At 30.1% G+C, this 17,026-nt stretch carries 16 protein-coding genes and 1 pseudogene; 16 read left to right on the forward strand and 1 reads right to left on the reverse strand.

Features of this window, described 5'->3' with window-relative positions; all coding sequences use genetic code 11:
• Positions 1–256: 256 nt before the first annotated feature.
• Both ACO409_RS07985 and ACO409_RS07990 read left to right on the forward strand, forming a co-directional pair.
• Positions 257–1,249 carry an ABC transporter ATP-binding protein gene (locus ACO409_RS07985; protein ID WP_485556255.1) on the forward strand — a complete coding sequence of 331 codons (993 nt, stop codon included), beginning with the start codon at positions 257–259 and terminating at the stop codon, positions 1,247–1,249.
• A gap of 268 nt (positions 1,250–1,517) precedes the next feature.
• Positions 1,518–2,198, forward strand: a pseudogene (locus ACO409_RS07990) (ATP-binding cassette domain-containing protein); the annotation flags it as partial.
• Between the two features lie 73 nt (positions 2,199–2,271).
• Here ACO409_RS07990 and ACO409_RS07995 read toward each other — a convergent pair.
• Positions 2,272–3,192 (reverse strand): DDE-type integrase/transposase/recombinase, encoded by a 921-nt coding sequence (locus ACO409_RS07995; RefSeq protein WP_485556256.1) that lies wholly within the window; start codon positions 3,190–3,192, stop codon positions 2,272–2,274.
• Between the two features lie 138 nt (positions 3,193–3,330).
• On the opposite strand from ACO409_RS07995, the gene ACO409_RS08000 reads away from it, so the two are divergent.
• The 14 genes from ACO409_RS08000 to ACO409_RS08065 all read left to right on the forward strand — a co-directional run.
• The gene (locus ACO409_RS08000) at positions 3,331–3,606 is read left to right on the forward strand and encodes an ABC transporter ATP-binding protein (protein WP_485556257.1); all 276 of its coding nucleotides are present in this window, start codon (positions 3,331–3,333) and stop codon (positions 3,604–3,606) included.
• Positions 3,607–3,609: 3 nt separating this feature from the next.
• Complete coding sequence (opp4B, locus tag ACO409_RS08005; protein ID WP_485556258.1) at positions 3,610–4,572, forward strand: oligopeptide ABC transporter permease; 963 nt, start codon at positions 3,610–3,612, stop codon at positions 4,570–4,572.
• A gap of 11 nt (positions 4,573–4,583) precedes the next feature.
• Entirely contained in the window at positions 4,584–5,519 is a 936-nt protein-coding gene (locus ACO409_RS08010; protein WP_485556259.1) for an ABC transporter permease, read from the forward strand.
• Between the two features lie 28 nt (positions 5,520–5,547).
• Positions 5,548–7,332: an oligopeptide ABC transporter substrate-binding protein gene (locus ACO409_RS08015; protein WP_485556260.1), complete on the forward strand. Its 1,785-nt coding sequence runs from the start codon at positions 5,548–5,550 to the stop codon at positions 7,330–7,332.
• A 125-nt stretch (positions 7,333–7,457) separates the two neighbouring features.
• Positions 7,458–9,938 (forward strand): glycogen/starch/alpha-glucan phosphorylase, encoded by a 2,481-nt coding sequence (locus tag ACO409_RS08020; protein ID WP_485556261.1) that lies wholly within the window; start codon positions 7,458–7,460, stop codon positions 9,936–9,938.
• A 332-nt stretch (positions 9,939–10,270) separates the two neighbouring features.
• Complete coding sequence (locus ACO409_RS08025) at positions 10,271–11,455, forward strand: chorismate mutase (RefSeq protein WP_485556262.1); 1,185 nt, start codon at positions 10,271–10,273, stop codon at positions 11,453–11,455.
• A gap of 25 nt (positions 11,456–11,480) precedes the next feature.
• Positions 11,481–12,197: a pseudouridine synthase gene (locus ACO409_RS08030; protein ID WP_485556263.1), complete on the forward strand. Its 717-nt coding sequence runs from the start codon at positions 11,481–11,483 to the stop codon at positions 12,195–12,197.
• A 129-nt stretch (positions 12,198–12,326) separates the two neighbouring features.
• Positions 12,327–13,142: a shikimate dehydrogenase gene (gene aroE, locus ACO409_RS08035; RefSeq protein WP_485556264.1), complete on the forward strand. Its 816-nt coding sequence runs from the start codon at positions 12,327–12,329 to the stop codon at positions 13,140–13,142.
• 99 nt (positions 13,143–13,241) lie between these two features.
• Positions 13,242–14,063, forward strand: coding sequence for a hypothetical protein (locus ACO409_RS08040; protein ID WP_485556265.1), 822 nt, complete (start codon positions 13,242–13,244; stop codon positions 14,061–14,063).
• 132 nt (positions 14,064–14,195) lie between these two features.
• Positions 14,196–15,050, forward strand: a complete 855-nt coding sequence (locus ACO409_RS08045) for a hypothetical protein (protein WP_485556266.1) — start codon at positions 14,196–14,198, stop codon at positions 15,048–15,050.
• A 55-nt stretch (positions 15,051–15,105) separates the two neighbouring features.
• Positions 15,106–15,600, forward strand: coding sequence for a shikimate kinase (locus ACO409_RS08050; protein WP_485556267.1), 495 nt, complete (start codon positions 15,106–15,108; stop codon positions 15,598–15,600).
• Positions 15,601–15,624: 24 nt separating this feature from the next.
• Complete coding sequence (gene aroQ, locus ACO409_RS08055) at positions 15,625–16,065, forward strand: type II 3-dehydroquinate dehydratase (RefSeq protein WP_485556268.1); 441 nt, start codon at positions 15,625–15,627, stop codon at positions 16,063–16,065.
• A gap of 26 nt (positions 16,066–16,091) precedes the next feature.
• Positions 16,092–16,526 (forward strand): HutP family protein, encoded by a 435-nt coding sequence (locus ACO409_RS08060; RefSeq protein WP_485556269.1) that lies wholly within the window; start codon positions 16,092–16,094, stop codon positions 16,524–16,526.
• A gap of 39 nt (positions 16,527–16,565) precedes the next feature.
• A partial coding sequence (locus ACO409_RS08065) for an HAD family hydrolase (protein ID WP_485556270.1) occupies positions 16,566–17,026 on the forward strand: 461 nt, incomplete at its 3' end.

A 17,026-nucleotide genomic window follows, 5' to 3' on the forward strand; every position in this document is an offset into this window, starting at 1 on the left:
GTTAATTAAAAATTTTATTAAATTTATTTGCCCCTATATTTTTTACTCTGTCTTTAAAAATGTCGTAAACTAGCCAAGTATTCCTGTTCATAAAAGAAAATTAGTAATATACTTAAATTTGTTTTAAATAAGTTTTATTATATAAGAAATTTAAAATATAAATTATGAATTTAAAAAAAATGAGTAAAAAATTTGATTTTGTGCTACAATATGGATATGAAACAAATTTTAAAAAAAGTTTTTGAAGGAGATGAATATGGAGAAAGCTGAAACGTTAATAGAAATTAACAATCTTGTTACAAGTTTTCGGATAAAAGATGAATATTTTCCAGCTGTTGATAATGTTTCATTAAAACTTAGAAGAAATGAGATATTGGCAATAGTAGGAGAGTCGGGATGTGGGAAAAGTACACTTGCCACTTCTATTATCGGACTTCATAATCTGAATAATACGAGGATTGAAGGAGAAATAAATTTTGAAGGTAAAAATCTTTTAAAACTTGGGGAGGAAGAATACAATAAGATTCGTGGAAATAAGATTGGGATGATATTTCAGGATCCATTGTCGGCTTTGAATCCACTTATGAGAATTGGAGATCAGATTGAAGAGGGAATGATTTATCATACAAAATTGTCTAAAAAAGAAAGGGAAGAACGTGTTCTTGAATTATTAAATCATGTTGGAATAAAAAATACCAAACGTATAGCAAGACAATTTCCACATGAATTGTCAGGAGGAATGCGGCAAAGGGTTATGATTGCAATAGCGCTTTCATGTAAGCCTGAAGTCATCATAGCTGATGAGCCTACAACGGCATTAGATGTTACAATTCAGGCACAAATACTGGATTTGTTAAAAAATTTGCAAAGTGAAATAAATGCTGGAATTATATTGATTACTCATGATCTGGGTGTGGTTGCAGAAATGGCGGACAGAGTAGCGGTTATGTATGCTGGAGAAATTGTAGAAATCGCAAATGTAAAAGACTTGTTTGACAATCCAAAGCATCCTTATACAAGATCACTTTTAAGTTCAATTCCACAGCTTGACAATGAACATGAAAAGCTGCATGTAATTAAGGGAATTGTTCCATCAATAACTAAGATGGAGAGAACAGGATGCCGATTTTCTAAAAGAATCCCTTGGATAAAGGAAAATGAACATGAAAAAAATCCAAAGCTGCATGAAATTGAGCCAGAACATTTTGTAAGATGTACTTGCTGGAAAAATTTTCATTTTGAAAAATAAACTAATCGTACCTTAGAAGGTTAGTTTAAATTAAAAAATTTTAAAATTTTTTGAATAATAATAATAATAAGTTTTTCTTTTATATTTTCAAATTTCTTTTAACGTAAGGGTATCAGACGCCATGCCCTTACAAATTACTTGTTATGATTAAATTAAAAATGTTGTATTTTTTTGAAAATAAAAAATATAAAAATTATTAATTAAAATAAATTAAATATTTTAAAATTTAGGTTATCAAATAATATTAAAGAAGGGAATAAACAAAAATATGAGTTTTATTGAAGTGAAAGACTTAAAAGTTCATTATCCTATTCGTGGAGGATTTTTTAATAAAATAATTGATTATGTCTATGCTGTAGATGGAGTCAGTTTTACTATTGAAAAAGGAAAGACTTATGGACTTGTGGGAGAATCGGGATCTGGAAAGTCTACAATTGGAAAGGCGATAATTGGGCTGGAAAGAATAAAAAGCGGTAAAATTATCTATGAGGGAAGAGAAATTGATAGAAAATTTAGAAATAGAAGAAGTGAATATAGTAGAAATGTACAAATGATATTTCAAGATTCGTTATCTAGCTTAAATCCTAAAAAAAGAGTAATTGACTTAATTTCAGAACCTTTGAGAAATTTTGAAAATTTGACGCCAGATGAAGAAAAAAGGAGAGTGTCAGAACTGCTGGAAATTGTAGGAATGAATAGGGAAGATATTTTTAAATATCCGCATGAATTTTCTGGTGGGCAGAGGCAGAGGCTGGGAATTGCACGAGCTGTTGCGACAAAGCCTAAGCTGATTATTGCAGATGAGCCTGTGTCGGCACTTGATTTGTCAGTTCAGGCACAAGTTTTGAATTATATGAAGGACATTCAGGAGCAGTTCGGGCTTAGTTATCTTTTTATTTCTCATGATTTAGGAGTTGTAAAGCATATGTGTGACTACATGTTTATAATGTTGTATAGTTGTCAAACATTTGTTACAAAAACTTTAAAAATAAATAGAAAAGTTATCTTACTAATGTCTTAGCCTAATTGTTTGTCCTGTATTCTTTCAGCATTTCATTTGGACTTTTAAAATTTAATACTTTTCTTGATATATTATTGTATCTGCTGCAATATCTTTTTACTGACCTTCTTAATTCTTCTAGACTTCTAAATCTTTTTCCTAAATAATAATTGCTGTCTAGCCTGTGGCTCCTTTCCACTTTCCCATTCTGCCACGGCGAATACGGTCTTGTTGTCATGTATTCTATCCCTAGTTCTTCCAGCTTTAACTCAAATAGTGTCTTTTTGCCATTTTCTGCATTCGTAAACTCCCTGCCGTTATCACTTTGTATTTTTTCTATTTTAAAGCCTAGCTCCGCTTCAAGCGTTTCTAGAAATTTTGTCGTCTGGTATGTACTTTTTTCATCCACTATTCTTAATACCCTCTTTCTTGTATACTCATCTATTGCCGTTATCTGATAGTAATTCTGGTCATTCATTCCAAAACATATGCATTCTCTTGGAACATATTTTATGTCTATCTGAACCTTTTCCCCAGGATATGTAGCCTGCTTCACTTTTTTTGTGCTTTTGTAAAGCCTTTTAGGCTTTTTGGGCTTATTATCCCTGATTTTTCTTATTATTTTACACATAGTTCCATAAGAACGGCTGTATCCCAGTTTTCTAGCTTCGGTATATACCTGTGCCAATCCTTCATATGAAAATCTCCTGTATTTTTTCATAATTAAATCTATTTCTTCCTGAGTATGTTGATTTGGATGACTTTTAGGTCTTCTGCTTTTTGGCATCAGTGACTGCACTGTTCCGTCATATCTGTCACGCCATCTCTTAATCTGCTGTCTTGATGTTTTATATTTTAATGCCGCCTTTGAATTATTGTTATGTTTTATTGCATACTCAACTGCCCGTTGACGAACACGGTATTCTTCTGATATACTATTCATAGAAAGTTTTCTCCTTATGTAGTTTTGGTCGGCTTACATTATATCAGAAACCTTTCTTTTTTTCTTCTTTTTTTGTCACATATGTATTGTACCACGACAATGTGTGACTACATGTTTATAATGTATCACGGAAGATTTGTGGAAACTGGAGAGAAAAATGATATTTACAAAAATCCTGAACATTTTTATACAAAACGGCTAATTGCAGCGATTCCAGAAATACATCCAGAAAAACGGGCAGAAAATAAAAGAAGACGGTTAAAAATCGAAAAGGAATATTTAGCAAATGAAAAAAAATATTACGATGAAAATGGACGTGTCTTTGATCTAAAAAAATTAACAGATACACATTTTGTTGCTTTTAAAGATAAAAATTTGAAAAATAATGAAAATAGTGAAAAAGGAGGCAAATAATCAATGTGGAAAACAGTTTTAAGAAGAATACTTGTTATGATACCGCAATTATTCATACTTAGTGTATTAATCTTCATTTTGGCAAAACTTATGCCAGGAGATCCGTTTACTGGGCTAATTACACCGCAGACTGATCCTGCGGCACTTGAAGAATTACGAAGAAAGGCAGGATTATTCGATCCTTGGCATATTCAGTATGTAAGATGGCTAAAAAATGCTGCTTCTGGAAATTTGGGAATGAGCTACACTTATAATGTTCCTGTAAAGACACTTATTGGGGAACGTGCAGTAAATACTTTTATTTTGTCGCTACTTAGCCTTGTTTTGACATATTGCATTGCAATACCGCTTGGAATGCTTGCTGGACGTTATCAAAACTCAATGCTTGACAAATTTGTTACATTTTATAATTATGTGAGCTATGCAATCCCAACTTTTGTGCTTTCACTTATAATGATCTGGTTTTTTGGATATACGCTTGGATGGTTTCCAACAACTGGTTCGGTAACAGCTGGACTTCATACTGGAACTTTTGGTCAGATTCTTGACAGGATTTATCATATAATATTGCCTGCAATTACGTATGCGCTTCTTGGGACAACCTGGATTGTGCAGTATTTGAGAAATGAAGTGATTGATGCTAAAAATCTGGATTACGTGAAAACAGCTAGAAGTAAGGGAGTGCCTGAAAATAAGGTTTATTCAAGACATATTTTCAGAAATTCGATTTTACCAATTGCAGCGTTTTTTGGTTATTCGATAACAGGGCTTCTGGGAGGTTCGATTTTTATTGAAAAAATATTCAGTTATCCTGGAATGGGAGGACTGTTTGTAAATTCTATAATAACAAGGGATTACAGCGTTGTTACTGCATTAATATTGCTTTTTGGATTTTTGACATTGCTTGGAAGCCTGCTTTCAGATATTATTCTTAGCATTGTTGATCCTAGAATTAGAATAGAGTAGGTGGTGAAGGAATGTCTAATAATGAAATTTTAAAGGAAAATAATAAAAAATCAGAAAATTTTGAAAATATTAAGAAAAGTGATAACAAGCCAACTGGAATTAGTGTTATTACAAGGGAAATATTAAAGGATAAACTGGCACTTACTTCGCTTATTATTCTTGTGATCCTTTTTGGAATAATTTTTATTGGATCGCTTTTTGCAAATCAGGATGAAATTATGAAAATAAGTCTGCTTGATAAGTATGCCATTCCAATGAAAGAGGGATTTTGGCTAGGTTCTGACTCTGGAGGACGTTCGATATTAGGACAGCTTATACTAGGAGCAAGAAATTCGATAATTATTGGTTTTGCAATAACTATTTTAACTTCAGGAATTGGGATATTTTTAGGTTTAATAGCAGGATATTATGGGAAATGGGTGGATAATGTAATAATGAGAATTATTGACTTTATCACAATTTTACCGACACTTATGATAATTATTGTATTTGTTACAATTGTCCCAAAATATACAATTACAACTTTTGTTCTTATAATGAGTGCATTTTACTGGGTTGGATCAGCACGTCTTATTAGAAGCAAGGCACTTTCAGAAAGTAAAAAAGACTATGTTTTAGCTTCAAAAACTATGGGAACAAAGGATTTGACAATAATTTTCAGAGAAATACTGCCTAATTTAAGTTCAATTATAATTGTAGAATTGACATTGGGATTTGCTGGAAATATTGGGATTGAAACAGGGCTTAGCTTTCTGGGATTTGGGTTGCCGCTTTCTACGCCGAGTCTTGGGACATTAGTTGGTTATGCAGCGGATCCCGAAGTGCTGTCGACAAAATTGTGGATATGGCTTCCAGCTTCAATATTAATTTTGATTATGATGCTTTGCATAAATTATGTTGGTCAGGCTTTAAACAGGGCAGCTGATGCAAAACGAAGAAAAGGATAGAAAATTTTAGGAAAAGGAGAACTTGAATATGAAAAAATGGAAGTTGATAATAACGTTTTTAATATTAATATTCACAATGTCGTGCAGTCCAGGTAAAAAGAGAAGTGAGATGCCCGGTGCAAAACTGAATTTATCGTTATTTCCAATAAAAACATCAAATAATGAGCCTGCAATAGAAGGAGGAACTTTGCAAGTGGCAATAGTAAAAGATGATCCGCTTGTTGGAGTTTTCAATGAAATACTTTATTCGGATGGTTATGATGGCGATATTATTTCAACATTTTTAAGTTCAAGCATATTTGAAGTTGATGAAAATTTTGAAATAACAGATACAGGAGCTGCCACTCTTAAAGTTGACGCAAAGAATAAAAAAGCTACAATAAAAATAAAAGATGGAATAAAATGGTCAGATGGACAGCCTTTGACAGCTGATGATGTGATTTATGCTTACGAAGTTGTTGGGAATAAAGATTATCCAGGTGTAAGATATACTGAGGAAAGTCAAAAAATTATCGGAATGAAGGAATATCATAATGGAAGTGCCAAAAGCATTTCAGGAATAAAAAAAATAAATGATAAAACAGTAGAAATCTCATTTTCACAGTTGGGTCAAAGCATTTATGCAGTTGGAAATGGTTTAATTGGAAATGCACTACCAAAGCACTATTTAAAGGATGTGCCGATAAAAGATTTGATGTCATCTGATAAAATTAGAGTAAAACCAGTAACATTAGGTCCATACAATCTTACAAAAGTTTCACGTGGAGAAAGTCTAGAATTTACTGCAAATCCATATTATTACAGAGGAAAACCAAAAATTAACAAGGCAATACTCCAAGTAGTAAATTCACAGTCCATAGTAGCAGCATTAAAAGCTGGAAAATATGACTATGTAATGAGCATGCCTGATTCTTTGTATAATAATTATAAAGATTTGAAAAATATAGAAACTTTGGGACAGCAAGATTTGTATTATTCGTATTTGTCATTTAAGTTAGGTCATTATGACAAGGCAAAAGGGGAAAATGTAACTGATCCAAATGCTAAGATGGCAGATGTGAGATTGCGGCAAGCTCTTGCTTACGGTATAAATGTTGAAGAAATAGCACAAGCATTTTATTTTGGATTAAGACAGGAAGCAACATCATCAATTCCGCCTGTTTTCAAAAAATATTTTCCAAAGGACTTGAAGGGGTATCCGTATAATCCCGAAAAGGCAAAACAATTACTGGATGAAGCGGGATACAAAGATATAAACGGAGATGGATACCGTGAAGATAAAAATGGAAAGCCTTTTGAAATAAAAATGGCATTTATGGCAGGAGGCGACGTGGCAGAGCCGCTTGCTCAAAATTATATTCAAAGCTGGAAAAAAATAGGAATAAAAGCTGTACTTACATCAGGAAGATTATTAGCTTTTCAAAATTTTTATGAAAAAGTAGAAGGAGATTCTAAAGACATAGACGTATTTTTTGGAGCATGGGGAGTTGGAACGACTCTAGATCCTACTACTGGTTCAGCAGGAAGAAAATCTCAACTTAATTATTCACGTTTTGTATCAGAAGAAAATGATAAATTAATGGGAGAAATATTAGGCGAAAAGTCATTAACAATTCCAAATTACAAAGCAGAAGCATTTAAAAATTGGCAAAAATATTATATCGGTCAAGCAGTAGAAGTTCCATTAATGTACAGATATAAACTTACTCCAGTAAATAAACGTTTAAAAAACGTATATATTGGTTATGATGCAGCATTAAAGAATGAAGGAATTCAAAAATGGGAACTTACAGCAATTAATCCGATGAGATAAGTATTTTGACATACAAAATTAAAAAAGCTAATAAATATAATTAAATTTTATCAAAAGCTATTGAAATAATATCAAAAAAATGGTAAAGTGAAATATGAAAAGTAAAAAAGTATTTAGGAGGAGATATGAAAATTGATAAAGCTGAATTGAAGAACAGTATTCTTAGGAAACTGAGAAGACAATATGGGAAAACTCTTGAGGATGCACATGAATATGAATTGTACTACGCAATTTCAAGAGCAGCTTTAGATTATGCGGTGGAAAAATGGTATAATACTAAAAAAACTTATGCTAAAAAGCATGTAAAACAAATGTATTACTTCTCAGCAGAATTTTTAATGGGAAGATTTATGGGAAATAATTTAATTAATTTGCAAATGAATGATGTTATTAGAGAAACATTGAATGAATTAGGTGTAGATATTAACAAAATTGAAGATTGTGAAATGGATGCAGGACTTGGAAATGGAGGACTTGGAAGACTTGCAGCATGTTTTCTTGATTCACTTGCAACACTTGCATTGCCAGGGCATGGATATGGGCTTAGATACAAATACGGAATGTTTGAACAAAAAATTGAAAATGGATTCCAAGTTGAATATCCAGATGACTGGACAAAATATGGTGACCCTTGGTCAATTAAGAGAATGGACAGAGTATTTGAAGTAAAATTTGGAGGACAAATTGAAGTTCATCGTGATGAATTTGGAAAAGAATATTTCAAACGTGTAAATACTGAAACAGTTCATGCTGTGGCTTACGATGTTCCAGTTGTTGGTTATGGAAATGATACAGTAAATACATTAAGATTGTGGGAAGCAAGATCACCTGAAGGATTTGACTTAAAATTATTTAATGATCAAACTTACTTACAAGCTTCTGCAAAAGCAGTTCAAGCTGAAGACATCTCAAGAGTGCTTTATCCAAACGATACTGAAAAAGATGGAAAACAATTGAGATTAAAACAGCAATTCTTCTTTACATCAGCTTCTTTGCAAGACATTGTCAGAAGATATAAATCTATTTTTGGAAATGACTTTTCTAAATTTGCAGAAAAAGTGGCAATTCAATTAAATGATACTCACCCAGTAGTTGCAATTCCTGAATTGATGAGAATCTTTTTGGATCACGAAAAATTAGGATGGGATGAATCTTGGAATATCTGTAAAAATGTATTTGCTTACACAAACCATACAATCTTGTCAGAAGCATTGGAAAAATGGGATATTTCTTTATTCCAGCCATTACTTCCAAGAACTTACCAAATTATCGAAGAAATCAATAGAAGATTTGTTGCAGAATTACAGGAAAAATATCCTGGAGATTGGGAAAAAATCAATAAAATGTCAATTATTGGAAATGGACAAGTTAGAATGGCATGGCTTGCAATTGTAGGTTCACACAAAGTAAATGGAGTTGCAGCACTTCATACTGAAATCCTTAAAAATATCGAATTAAAAGAATGGAATGAACTATATCCTGAAAAATTCCTAAACAAAACAAACGGAATTACTCAAAGAAGATGGTTATTAAAAGCAAATCCTGAATTAGCTTCATTAATTACAGAATTAATTGGAAATAAATGGATTACAGATTTATATGAGCTTAAAAAATTAGAAAAATATTTAGATGATGATAATATTTTAAACAGAGTTTCTGAAATTAAGCTTCATAACAAACAAAGATTGGCTAAATACATAAAAGATACTACAGGAGTTGAAGTAAATCCTAACTCTATATTTGATATTCAAGTTAAGAGATTACATGAATACAAAAGACAGTTGTTAAATGTACTTCATATTATGGACTTGTATAACAAATTAAAAGAAAATCCATCTTTAGATGTTGAACCAAGAACATTTATATTTGGAGCAAAATCAGCTGCTGGATATAGACGTGCTAAAGGAATTATCAAATTAATCAATGCTGTTGCTGAAAAAGTAAACAATGATACTGAAATTAACGGTAAAATTAAAGTTGTATTCCTTGAAAACTATAGAGTTTCACTTGCTGAAAAAATATTCCCATCAGCAGATGTGTCAGAACAAATTTCTACAGCAAGTAAAGAAGCATCTGGAACTGGTAATATGAAATTTATGCTAAACGGTGCATTAACTCTTGGAACAATGGATGGAGCAAATGTGGAAATCGTTGAAGAAGTTGGAAATGAAAATGCATTCATCTTCGGGCTTTCTGCACAAGAAGTTGAAAACTATCAAGCAAATGGTGGTTATAATCCATTTGATGAATATAATAGTGTGGAAGGACTTAAAAAAGTTGTGGATCAGTTAGGTGATGGAACTTATGATGATAACCATACTGGAATTTTCAAAGAATTACAAAATTCATTGTTATACGGAGTAGACGGTTCAAGACCAGATGTATATTTCTTATTAAAAGATTTTGCATCATACAGGGAAGCACAAGATAGACTTCAAAATCAATTTAAAGACAGAAGAGAATGGACTAGAAAAGCTCTTAAAAATATTGCAAATGCTGGAAAATTCAGTTCAGACAGAACTATTGCCGAATATGCAAAAGAAATCTGGAATATAGAACCTGTTGAAGTTGAAGATTATATTGTGGAAGATTATATTGAAAAATAATTTTAATTACAATTTTAAAATAAGAAAGGGAGTTATTTTTAATCTAAAATTAAGGATAATTCCTTTTTTTGTAACTATTCTTGCTTTTTCTCTCTTATTTTAGTATAATTTAAGAGTAGATTTTTCTATGAATTTTTATTTATAGAAAATTATTTTAAAACTGAACTCAAAAGTTATAATTATTTTACTCAAATTTTAAGTTTATATGATTTTTAATAGTTTAATTTTAAAAGGTTTGGGTATATTTCTAAATAAATATAAAGAAAAATTAAAAAAGTTATGGTATAATAAAATAGGTTATTTTTAAATAAAACAAGAAAAAGGAAAGACAGATGAGCATAAACAAAAATTTGGATTTAGGTAAAATTCGTGAAAAAATAGATAAACTGGATAGCCAGCTGGTGGAATTGCTGGAAGAAAGGTTAGAAATTGTACAAGAAGTGGCACAGTTTAAAAAGCAGACTGGGAAAAAAATTTTTGATGAGAAACGAGAAAAGGAAGTTGTTCAAAAAAATTTAAAAAGAGTGAAAAATAAAGAGTTAAATCATTATATCGAAGTAATTTTAAAAGATATTATGGATTCGAGCAAGGAATATCAAAAATTTAAAATAGGCATCTCGACTAAATACGTAAATGATTTGACCTTAAAAAATAAAAAATTAGGATATACGGGAGTTCCAGGATCTTATGCTTATGAAGTGCTTATGAATATTTTGAAAAATAATAAAAATTTAGATATAAATAGCATTAATGAAAATAAGAATATTTTTCATTTCAATTCACACAAAGATTTGGTTGAAGCGGTACATACAAAAAAAATAGACATTGGAATATTGCCAATTGAAAATTCAATTGTGGGAGAAGTTCGTGACAGTATTGATTTGATTAACACAAAAAATATTCATATAATAGGAGAGGTCAGACATAAAATTTCACATAATCTTTTAGGTGTAAAGGGAAGCAAACTTGAAGATATAAAAAATATTTATTCTCATGAACAGGCTTTTATGCAATGTTCACAGTTTTTGTCAAAGCACGAATGGCATCTTAACCGTATGACAAATACTGCAATTAGCGGAAAATACATTGCAGCAGAAAACAAAAAAGAAAATGCCTGTATTGCAAATATAAAGACAAAGGAAGTTTATGGACTTGAACTGTTAAAGAAAAATATTAACAATGAAGAAGAGAACTATACAAGATTTTTTATAATTTCAAACGAAGATGCAGTAATTGACGGAAGTAATAAAATAAGCATTGTAACAAGTGCAAACAATGAATCAGGAGCATTAATTGGATTATTGCAGATTTTTTACAAATATGGGCTAAATATGGTGAATTTAAAATCACGGCCAAGAGTAAGCAAACCTTGGGAATATTATTTTTACATTGATTTTGAAGGAAATATGGCTGATGAAAATGTAAAAAAGGCACTTGACGAAATGAGAGAAAAATCAAATTATTTACAAGTTTTGGGTAATTATAAACTATATAATCTAGAAATATATTCAAAATAAAAAATAAAAAGAAAGAACGAGTTAGATGAGATTAGATAAATTTTTAGCAAATTCAGGAATTGGGACGAGAAAAGAAGTAAAAGAAATTTTGAAAAAAAAGAAAATTAGTGTCAATGATGTTTTAGTAAAGGATGGAAAAATTCATATTGATGAAAAAAATGATATTGTAAAATATGAAAATGAAATAGTTAGTTATAAGCCGTTTGTCTATATTATGATAAATAAACCTGCTGGAGTTATTTCGGCAACAGAAGATAATCATCATAAAACCGTTATTGACCTTTTAAATAATGAATATAGAACTTATGATATTTTTCCTGTCGGACGGCTGGATATTGATACTGAAGGATTACTTTTACTTACAAATGATGGAGTTTTATCACATAATTTACTTTCTCCTAAAAAGCATGTAGATAAGAAGTATTATGTAAAAATTGCTAAACCGCTTAGCGAAAATGATGTAAAAACATTAGAAAATGGTATAAAGCTAGAAGAAAATTTTGTAACAAAAAAGGCAAAAGTTGAAATAATTTCTGAAGACTTAGAAAGTAATAGCAATCAAGTTTACATAACAATTTGTGAAGGAAAATTTCATCAGGTAAAGAGAATGTTTAAAGCGGTTGATAATGAAGTCCTTTATTTAAAACGAATAAAAATGGGCAATCTTTTATTAGATCAAAATTTAAAATTGGGAGAATATAGGGAATTGACAAAAGAAGAGCTGAATGAGTTAAAATTATAAAATAGATTTATTGGTAACTTATTTAATAAGATGTCTAAAAAAATGATAAAAGATTAAATTGTCAAATAAATTTGTTAAATAATAAGGCTATAAAATTAATATTAAGAATGCAGGAAGGAAAATGTAAAAATGAAAAAATATGGATTACTAGGAGAAAAATTAGGACATAGCTACTCAAAGGAAATTCATGAGATTTTTTTTGCACTAACTGGGAAAAAGGCAAGCTATGAAATGATTGAAAGAGAAATTAATGAACTTGAAGGGCTGATGAAAGATATAAGAAATGGGAAATTTAATGGAATCAATGTTACAATTCCATATAAACTGGAAGTTATTAAGTATCTTGATGAAGTATCACAAACTGCTAAAAAAATTGGGGCAGTAAATACAGTAACTTTAAAAGATGGAAAACTTGTTGGAGATAATTCGGATTATTTCGGATTTCTTAAAACATTAGAATTAAACGGAATTGATGTAAATGGTAAAAAAGTGCTTGTTTTAGGAACAGGAGGTGCATCTAAAGCTATTTATAATGGGTTAGTCGATAGTGGAGCAGAAAGTATTTTTCTTGCGACAATTATAGAAAATGATCCTTTTAAAGTAAGAAATCAAGATAGATTAATTCATTATTCATCAATTGCAGGGCTTAGAAATATAGAATTAATCGTAAATTGTACACCAGTTGGAATGTATCCTGCGATTGATAATTGTCCACTTGAGGATAATAATTTAATTGATGTGAATGCGGTTGTTGACATTGTTTACAATCCTGAAGAAACTGTGCTTATGAAAAAATATAAAATGAAAGGTTCAAAAGTAGTAAATGGTCTTATGATGCTTATTTCACAAGCAATAAAGTCTGAAGAAATATGGAATGAAGAAGTATATAGTTCAGAAATTATTGAAAAAATTCATAAAAAATTGTCAGAAAAATTATATAAATAAAATAAAATATAGGACTTTTGTCCTTGTAGAGATAAGAAAATTATGTTATTGAAATATCTATTTAATAAACAAAAAAGGGTTAAGAAGAAAGGAAGATTTATGCTAAAAAAAATAATGATAGGAATAATCGTTGTTGCTAGTATTGGTTTTGCAAAAACAAACAAAGAGATAATTGATGAAGGAAACACAAGGCAGAAAACAATTTTTGACAAATATTTCACATCAGCTGCATTAAAAAGTGGACAAGCTGTTGGAAACTCTGCATATTCTGAAGTAATGGCAACTTTGTATAGCGAGAATCGTTCATATTTTGATAGAGAATTTTCAAGGCTTTCAGGAAACAGAAAATCTAATTTTAGATCAATGTATGCATATTATAGTGATTATGTTGTAGAATATCCAAAATTTTTGAAAAGTGCATTTGGAAGTTTTTTGGAAGATACAGGAGAATTTCAGTCATATTCCTATACAAATACTTATTTGCTGCTAGAAACATTTAATTTGAACATGAATACATATTTGGAAGCTGAAAAAGATGGAAAAACTGTAGATGAAAATATAAATGCTATTTATGATTATTTATACAGTACTGGAGATAAGATTTCAAAAGAGGACTATAAAAAAATGTCGCCAACACGAATGAAAGATCTTGTGAATCAAGAATACGACAAATTGGAAGTAGTTTTAGAAGCTAGAGGAAATGAAGGAAAAGACAAGAAAAAAGCCGCATCTTCGGCAAAATCAAGTTTAAAAAAATTGAGAAAATTATATGGAAATTATGATAAATGGTTTGATGATTATGTAGATACTTCATCGCTGTCTTATGAAAATAAAGAAAAATTAAAAAAATTAGTAAAATTTGAAAATATTTCAAATATTAAATTTATAATTCAGTCCATTGAAAAGAAGCAAGGAAAATAATTTTTAGTAAAATTTTTGATCTTTTGGCATTATACTGTTTTCTATTTAGAATAATGGATTTGTTATACATTTTGTTTAATAAGGATTATGCGTTATCCTTTATTAACGCAAATTTACTATGTAGGAGTCAAAATGAGTAATAGTGAAAATTTAGAAGAAAAAAAACATGAAGAAAAAGAAGAAATAAAAAGCGAACAATTTAATGAAACTGAAACTAATGAAATTAAAAACTTGAAAACTAGAAAAAATGTAAGTAAAACTGACAAATTAAATCATATTGACTTGTCGGTTTATAATGAACTTGATGATTTTGCAGCAGAAGTGCTGGATACTGATAATTTTTTAAAGTATGTGGAAGCTAGAAGAGAATATTTGTTTGAAGCTGAAGAAGCTGTAAAGAAATATTTTGGAGAAGAGTTTTTAAATGATGGAGAAAACAAGATTAGTACATTTTCAGATTTTTATTATCAATATTTGGTAAAATATTCAGATAGCTATTTTTACAAATTTATGGGAAAGGGTTATACAGATGGATTTAGGGAATTGCTTGGGAAAAAAGGAATAAATCCTGATAATTTGAATGTTGACTGGGAAAGTATACGATTAAAGGAACTAGAATATGATGAATCTCTTGTGGATATTTTATATTCGATTGTAAATTATGAGTTGGAACATCATGGATATTCTATTTTTGGAATAAATATGGGATATGAATCAACATTATATTTTGTTATTCCAGAAAAAGCATTTTTAAGAATTGACAACGAACCTGAATTATTTACAATTTTTGATATTGGATTTTTGGAAACTATCTATAATGAAATTTATGAAGTTGTAGGAGATCTTGGAACTGAAAATGTTAAAATTGGAGATTTTTTAGAAAAACGTGGAAATGAATACTTCACTTTGTTTTCAGATTCAAGCAAGAATATTGTAATTGAAAATATTGATGAAAATGATGAATCAAAAGTAAAAATAATTTTATAAAAACATAGGAAATTAAAATAAAAAATAGTAATTGTATCAGGAAAGTAGATGATTTATGAAAAATATAGTATTAATTGGAATGCCTGCTTGCGGGAAAAGTACGATTGGGTATTGGTTATCTCAAAAAATTAATTATCCTTTTATAGATGCGGATAAATATCTTGAAGAAAAGGAAAATAGAATTATTTCAGATATTTTTTCAAAAGAAGGAGAAGCATATTTTAGGGAACTTGAAACAAAGTATTTAAGAGAGTTGTCTAAGAAACAGGGAATTATTATTTCAACTGGTGGAGGAGCTGTTAAAAAAAAGGAAAATATTGATATTTTGAAGCAAAATGGAATTATTATATTTCTTAACAGAACGATTGAAGATATTTCAAAAGAAAATCACGAGAATAGACCTCTTCTACAAAATATTGAAAATCTATGGAAATTATATGATGAAAGAATCAAGCTGTATAAAAAATATGCTGACATCACAATAAAAAATGATGATGATATAGATGTAATTGTTGAAAGAATAGTTTCAACTCTAAAAGGAAAAATTTAAATTAAAAATAAGGATGTGCAGAAAATGAAAAAGATAATGATTATAAATGGGCCTAATCTAAATTTTTTGGGAATTAGGGAGAAAAGTATCTATGGAAATGATGATTATGAGAGTATTTGTAGTTACATAAAGGATAAATTTTCAGATAAAAAAGTAAGAATAGATATTTTACAGTCAAATTCTGAAGGAAAGCTTATAGATTTTTTACAGTCGGCATATTTTAGAAATTTTGATGGAATTGTAATAAACCCAGGGGCCTACACTCATTACAGCTATGCAATTCTTGATGCGATAAAATCAATATCTATTCCAACTGTGGAAGTGCATTTGAGTAATATTCACGAAAGGGAAGAATTTAGAAAAACTTCAGTTACAGCGGCAGCCTGTATTGCTCAAATTTATGGAAAAGGTAAGGATGGATATGTGGAAGCTATTGAGCTTCTTTTAAAAGAAAAAAATTTTTAATAAAAATGAAAAATAAGGATTTTAAAATGGAAGAAAATAATAAAAGTGTAGAAATATGCAGACTAGCATTAAAAATGTCAATTTCTTCACGAGATGAAGAACGTAAGTTAATGAAGGAATATAAGGAAAAAGGAATAAAAACAGCGGCAGTAAATGTCGGTGGAGCAATGCCCCAGTCACGTTTTAAGTTTATAGAGAGTGCATTAATGGCAGCAAAGCGTAATAATCTTATTCAAGATGTGCATGTTCACGATGGGGCAGTAATTGGAGCGATGCGAGAAGCAATGAGTCAAATTGAAGCGATTATAAATGGGCTTAGTGTTGGTGGTAAAATTGGATTGGCAAGGGAAGGAGAACATCTGGCTGTGGCAATATTTTTAAGTGTTGGAATATTGCAGTTTAACGAAGTGATAACTTCTGTTGCTCACCGTTCTGTTTCAATACTTGATAATGAAAAATAATTGTTAATAAATAAAATAAAAAATAAGGAGAAACTTTTAATGGGGAAAAAATTTTTTGATGAAATTGAATTATTTCTATTTGATATGGATGGATTGCTATTTGACACAGAAACTATTTATGTTGAGTATGGACGTGAAGTGGCTAAAAAAATGGGATATATAATAACGAAGGAAATCGTGGAAAAAACGACAGGTGTTGTAAATGATAAGGCAAGAATCTTATTTAAAGAGGCATTAGGACAGGATTTTCCTTATGACGAAGTAATGGGGACAGTAAGAAGCCATATACTTGAACTAGCTAAAAAAAGTGAAGTGCCATTAAAGCCAGGAGCCTTGGAACTGCTAGAATTTTTAAAGGAAAATAAAAAGCAGATGATTTTAGCAACTTCTTCAGATTTATATATGGCAAAAGCTCTGATTGAAGGAAAAGACTTAGCAAAATATTTTTCTCATTTTGTAACAGCAGAGGACGTAGTTCACGGCAAGCCAGATCCTGAAGT

This window comes from Leptotrichia sp. (assembly GCF_057270615.1).

Excerpts from the sequence above, each read along its gene's own strand:
- ACO409_RS07985 (WP_485556255.1), top strand. The coding sequence starts at position 257 with ATGGAGAAAGCTGAAACGTTAATAGAAATTAACAATCTTGTTACAAGT.
- ACO409_RS07995 (WP_485556256.1), bottom strand. The coding sequence starts at position 3,192 with ATGAATAGTATATCAGAAGAATACCGTGTTCGTCAACGGGCAGTTGAG.
- opp4B (WP_485556258.1), top strand. The coding sequence starts at position 3,610 with ATGTGGAAAACAGTTTTAAGAAGAATACTTGTTATGATACCGCAATTA.
- ACO409_RS08010 (WP_485556259.1), top strand. The coding sequence starts at position 4,584 with ATGTCTAATAATGAAATTTTAAAGGAAAATAATAAAAAATCAGAAAAT.
- ACO409_RS08015 (WP_485556260.1), top strand. The coding sequence starts at position 5,548 with ATGAAAAAATGGAAGTTGATAATAACGTTTTTAATATTAATATTCACA.
- ACO409_RS08020 (WP_485556261.1), top strand. The coding sequence starts at position 7,458 with ATGAAAATTGATAAAGCTGAATTGAAGAACAGTATTCTTAGGAAACTG.
- ACO409_RS08025 (WP_485556262.1), top strand. The coding sequence starts at position 10,271 with ATGAGCATAAACAAAAATTTGGATTTAGGTAAAATTCGTGAAAAAATA.
- ACO409_RS08030 (WP_485556263.1), top strand. The coding sequence starts at position 11,481 with ATGAGATTAGATAAATTTTTAGCAAATTCAGGAATTGGGACGAGAAAA.
- aroE (WP_485556264.1), top strand. The coding sequence starts at position 12,327 with ATGAAAAAATATGGATTACTAGGAGAAAAATTAGGACATAGCTACTCA.
- ACO409_RS08040 (WP_485556265.1), top strand. The coding sequence starts at position 13,242 with ATGCTAAAAAAAATAATGATAGGAATAATCGTTGTTGCTAGTATTGGT.
- ACO409_RS08045 (WP_485556266.1), top strand. The coding sequence starts at position 14,196 with ATGAGTAATAGTGAAAATTTAGAAGAAAAAAAACATGAAGAAAAAGAA.
- ACO409_RS08050 (WP_485556267.1), top strand. The coding sequence starts at position 15,106 with ATGAAAAATATAGTATTAATTGGAATGCCTGCTTGCGGGAAAAGTACG.
- aroQ (WP_485556268.1), top strand. The coding sequence starts at position 15,625 with ATGAAAAAGATAATGATTATAAATGGGCCTAATCTAAATTTTTTGGGA.
- ACO409_RS08060 (WP_485556269.1), top strand. The coding sequence starts at position 16,092 with ATGGAAGAAAATAATAAAAGTGTAGAAATATGCAGACTAGCATTAAAA.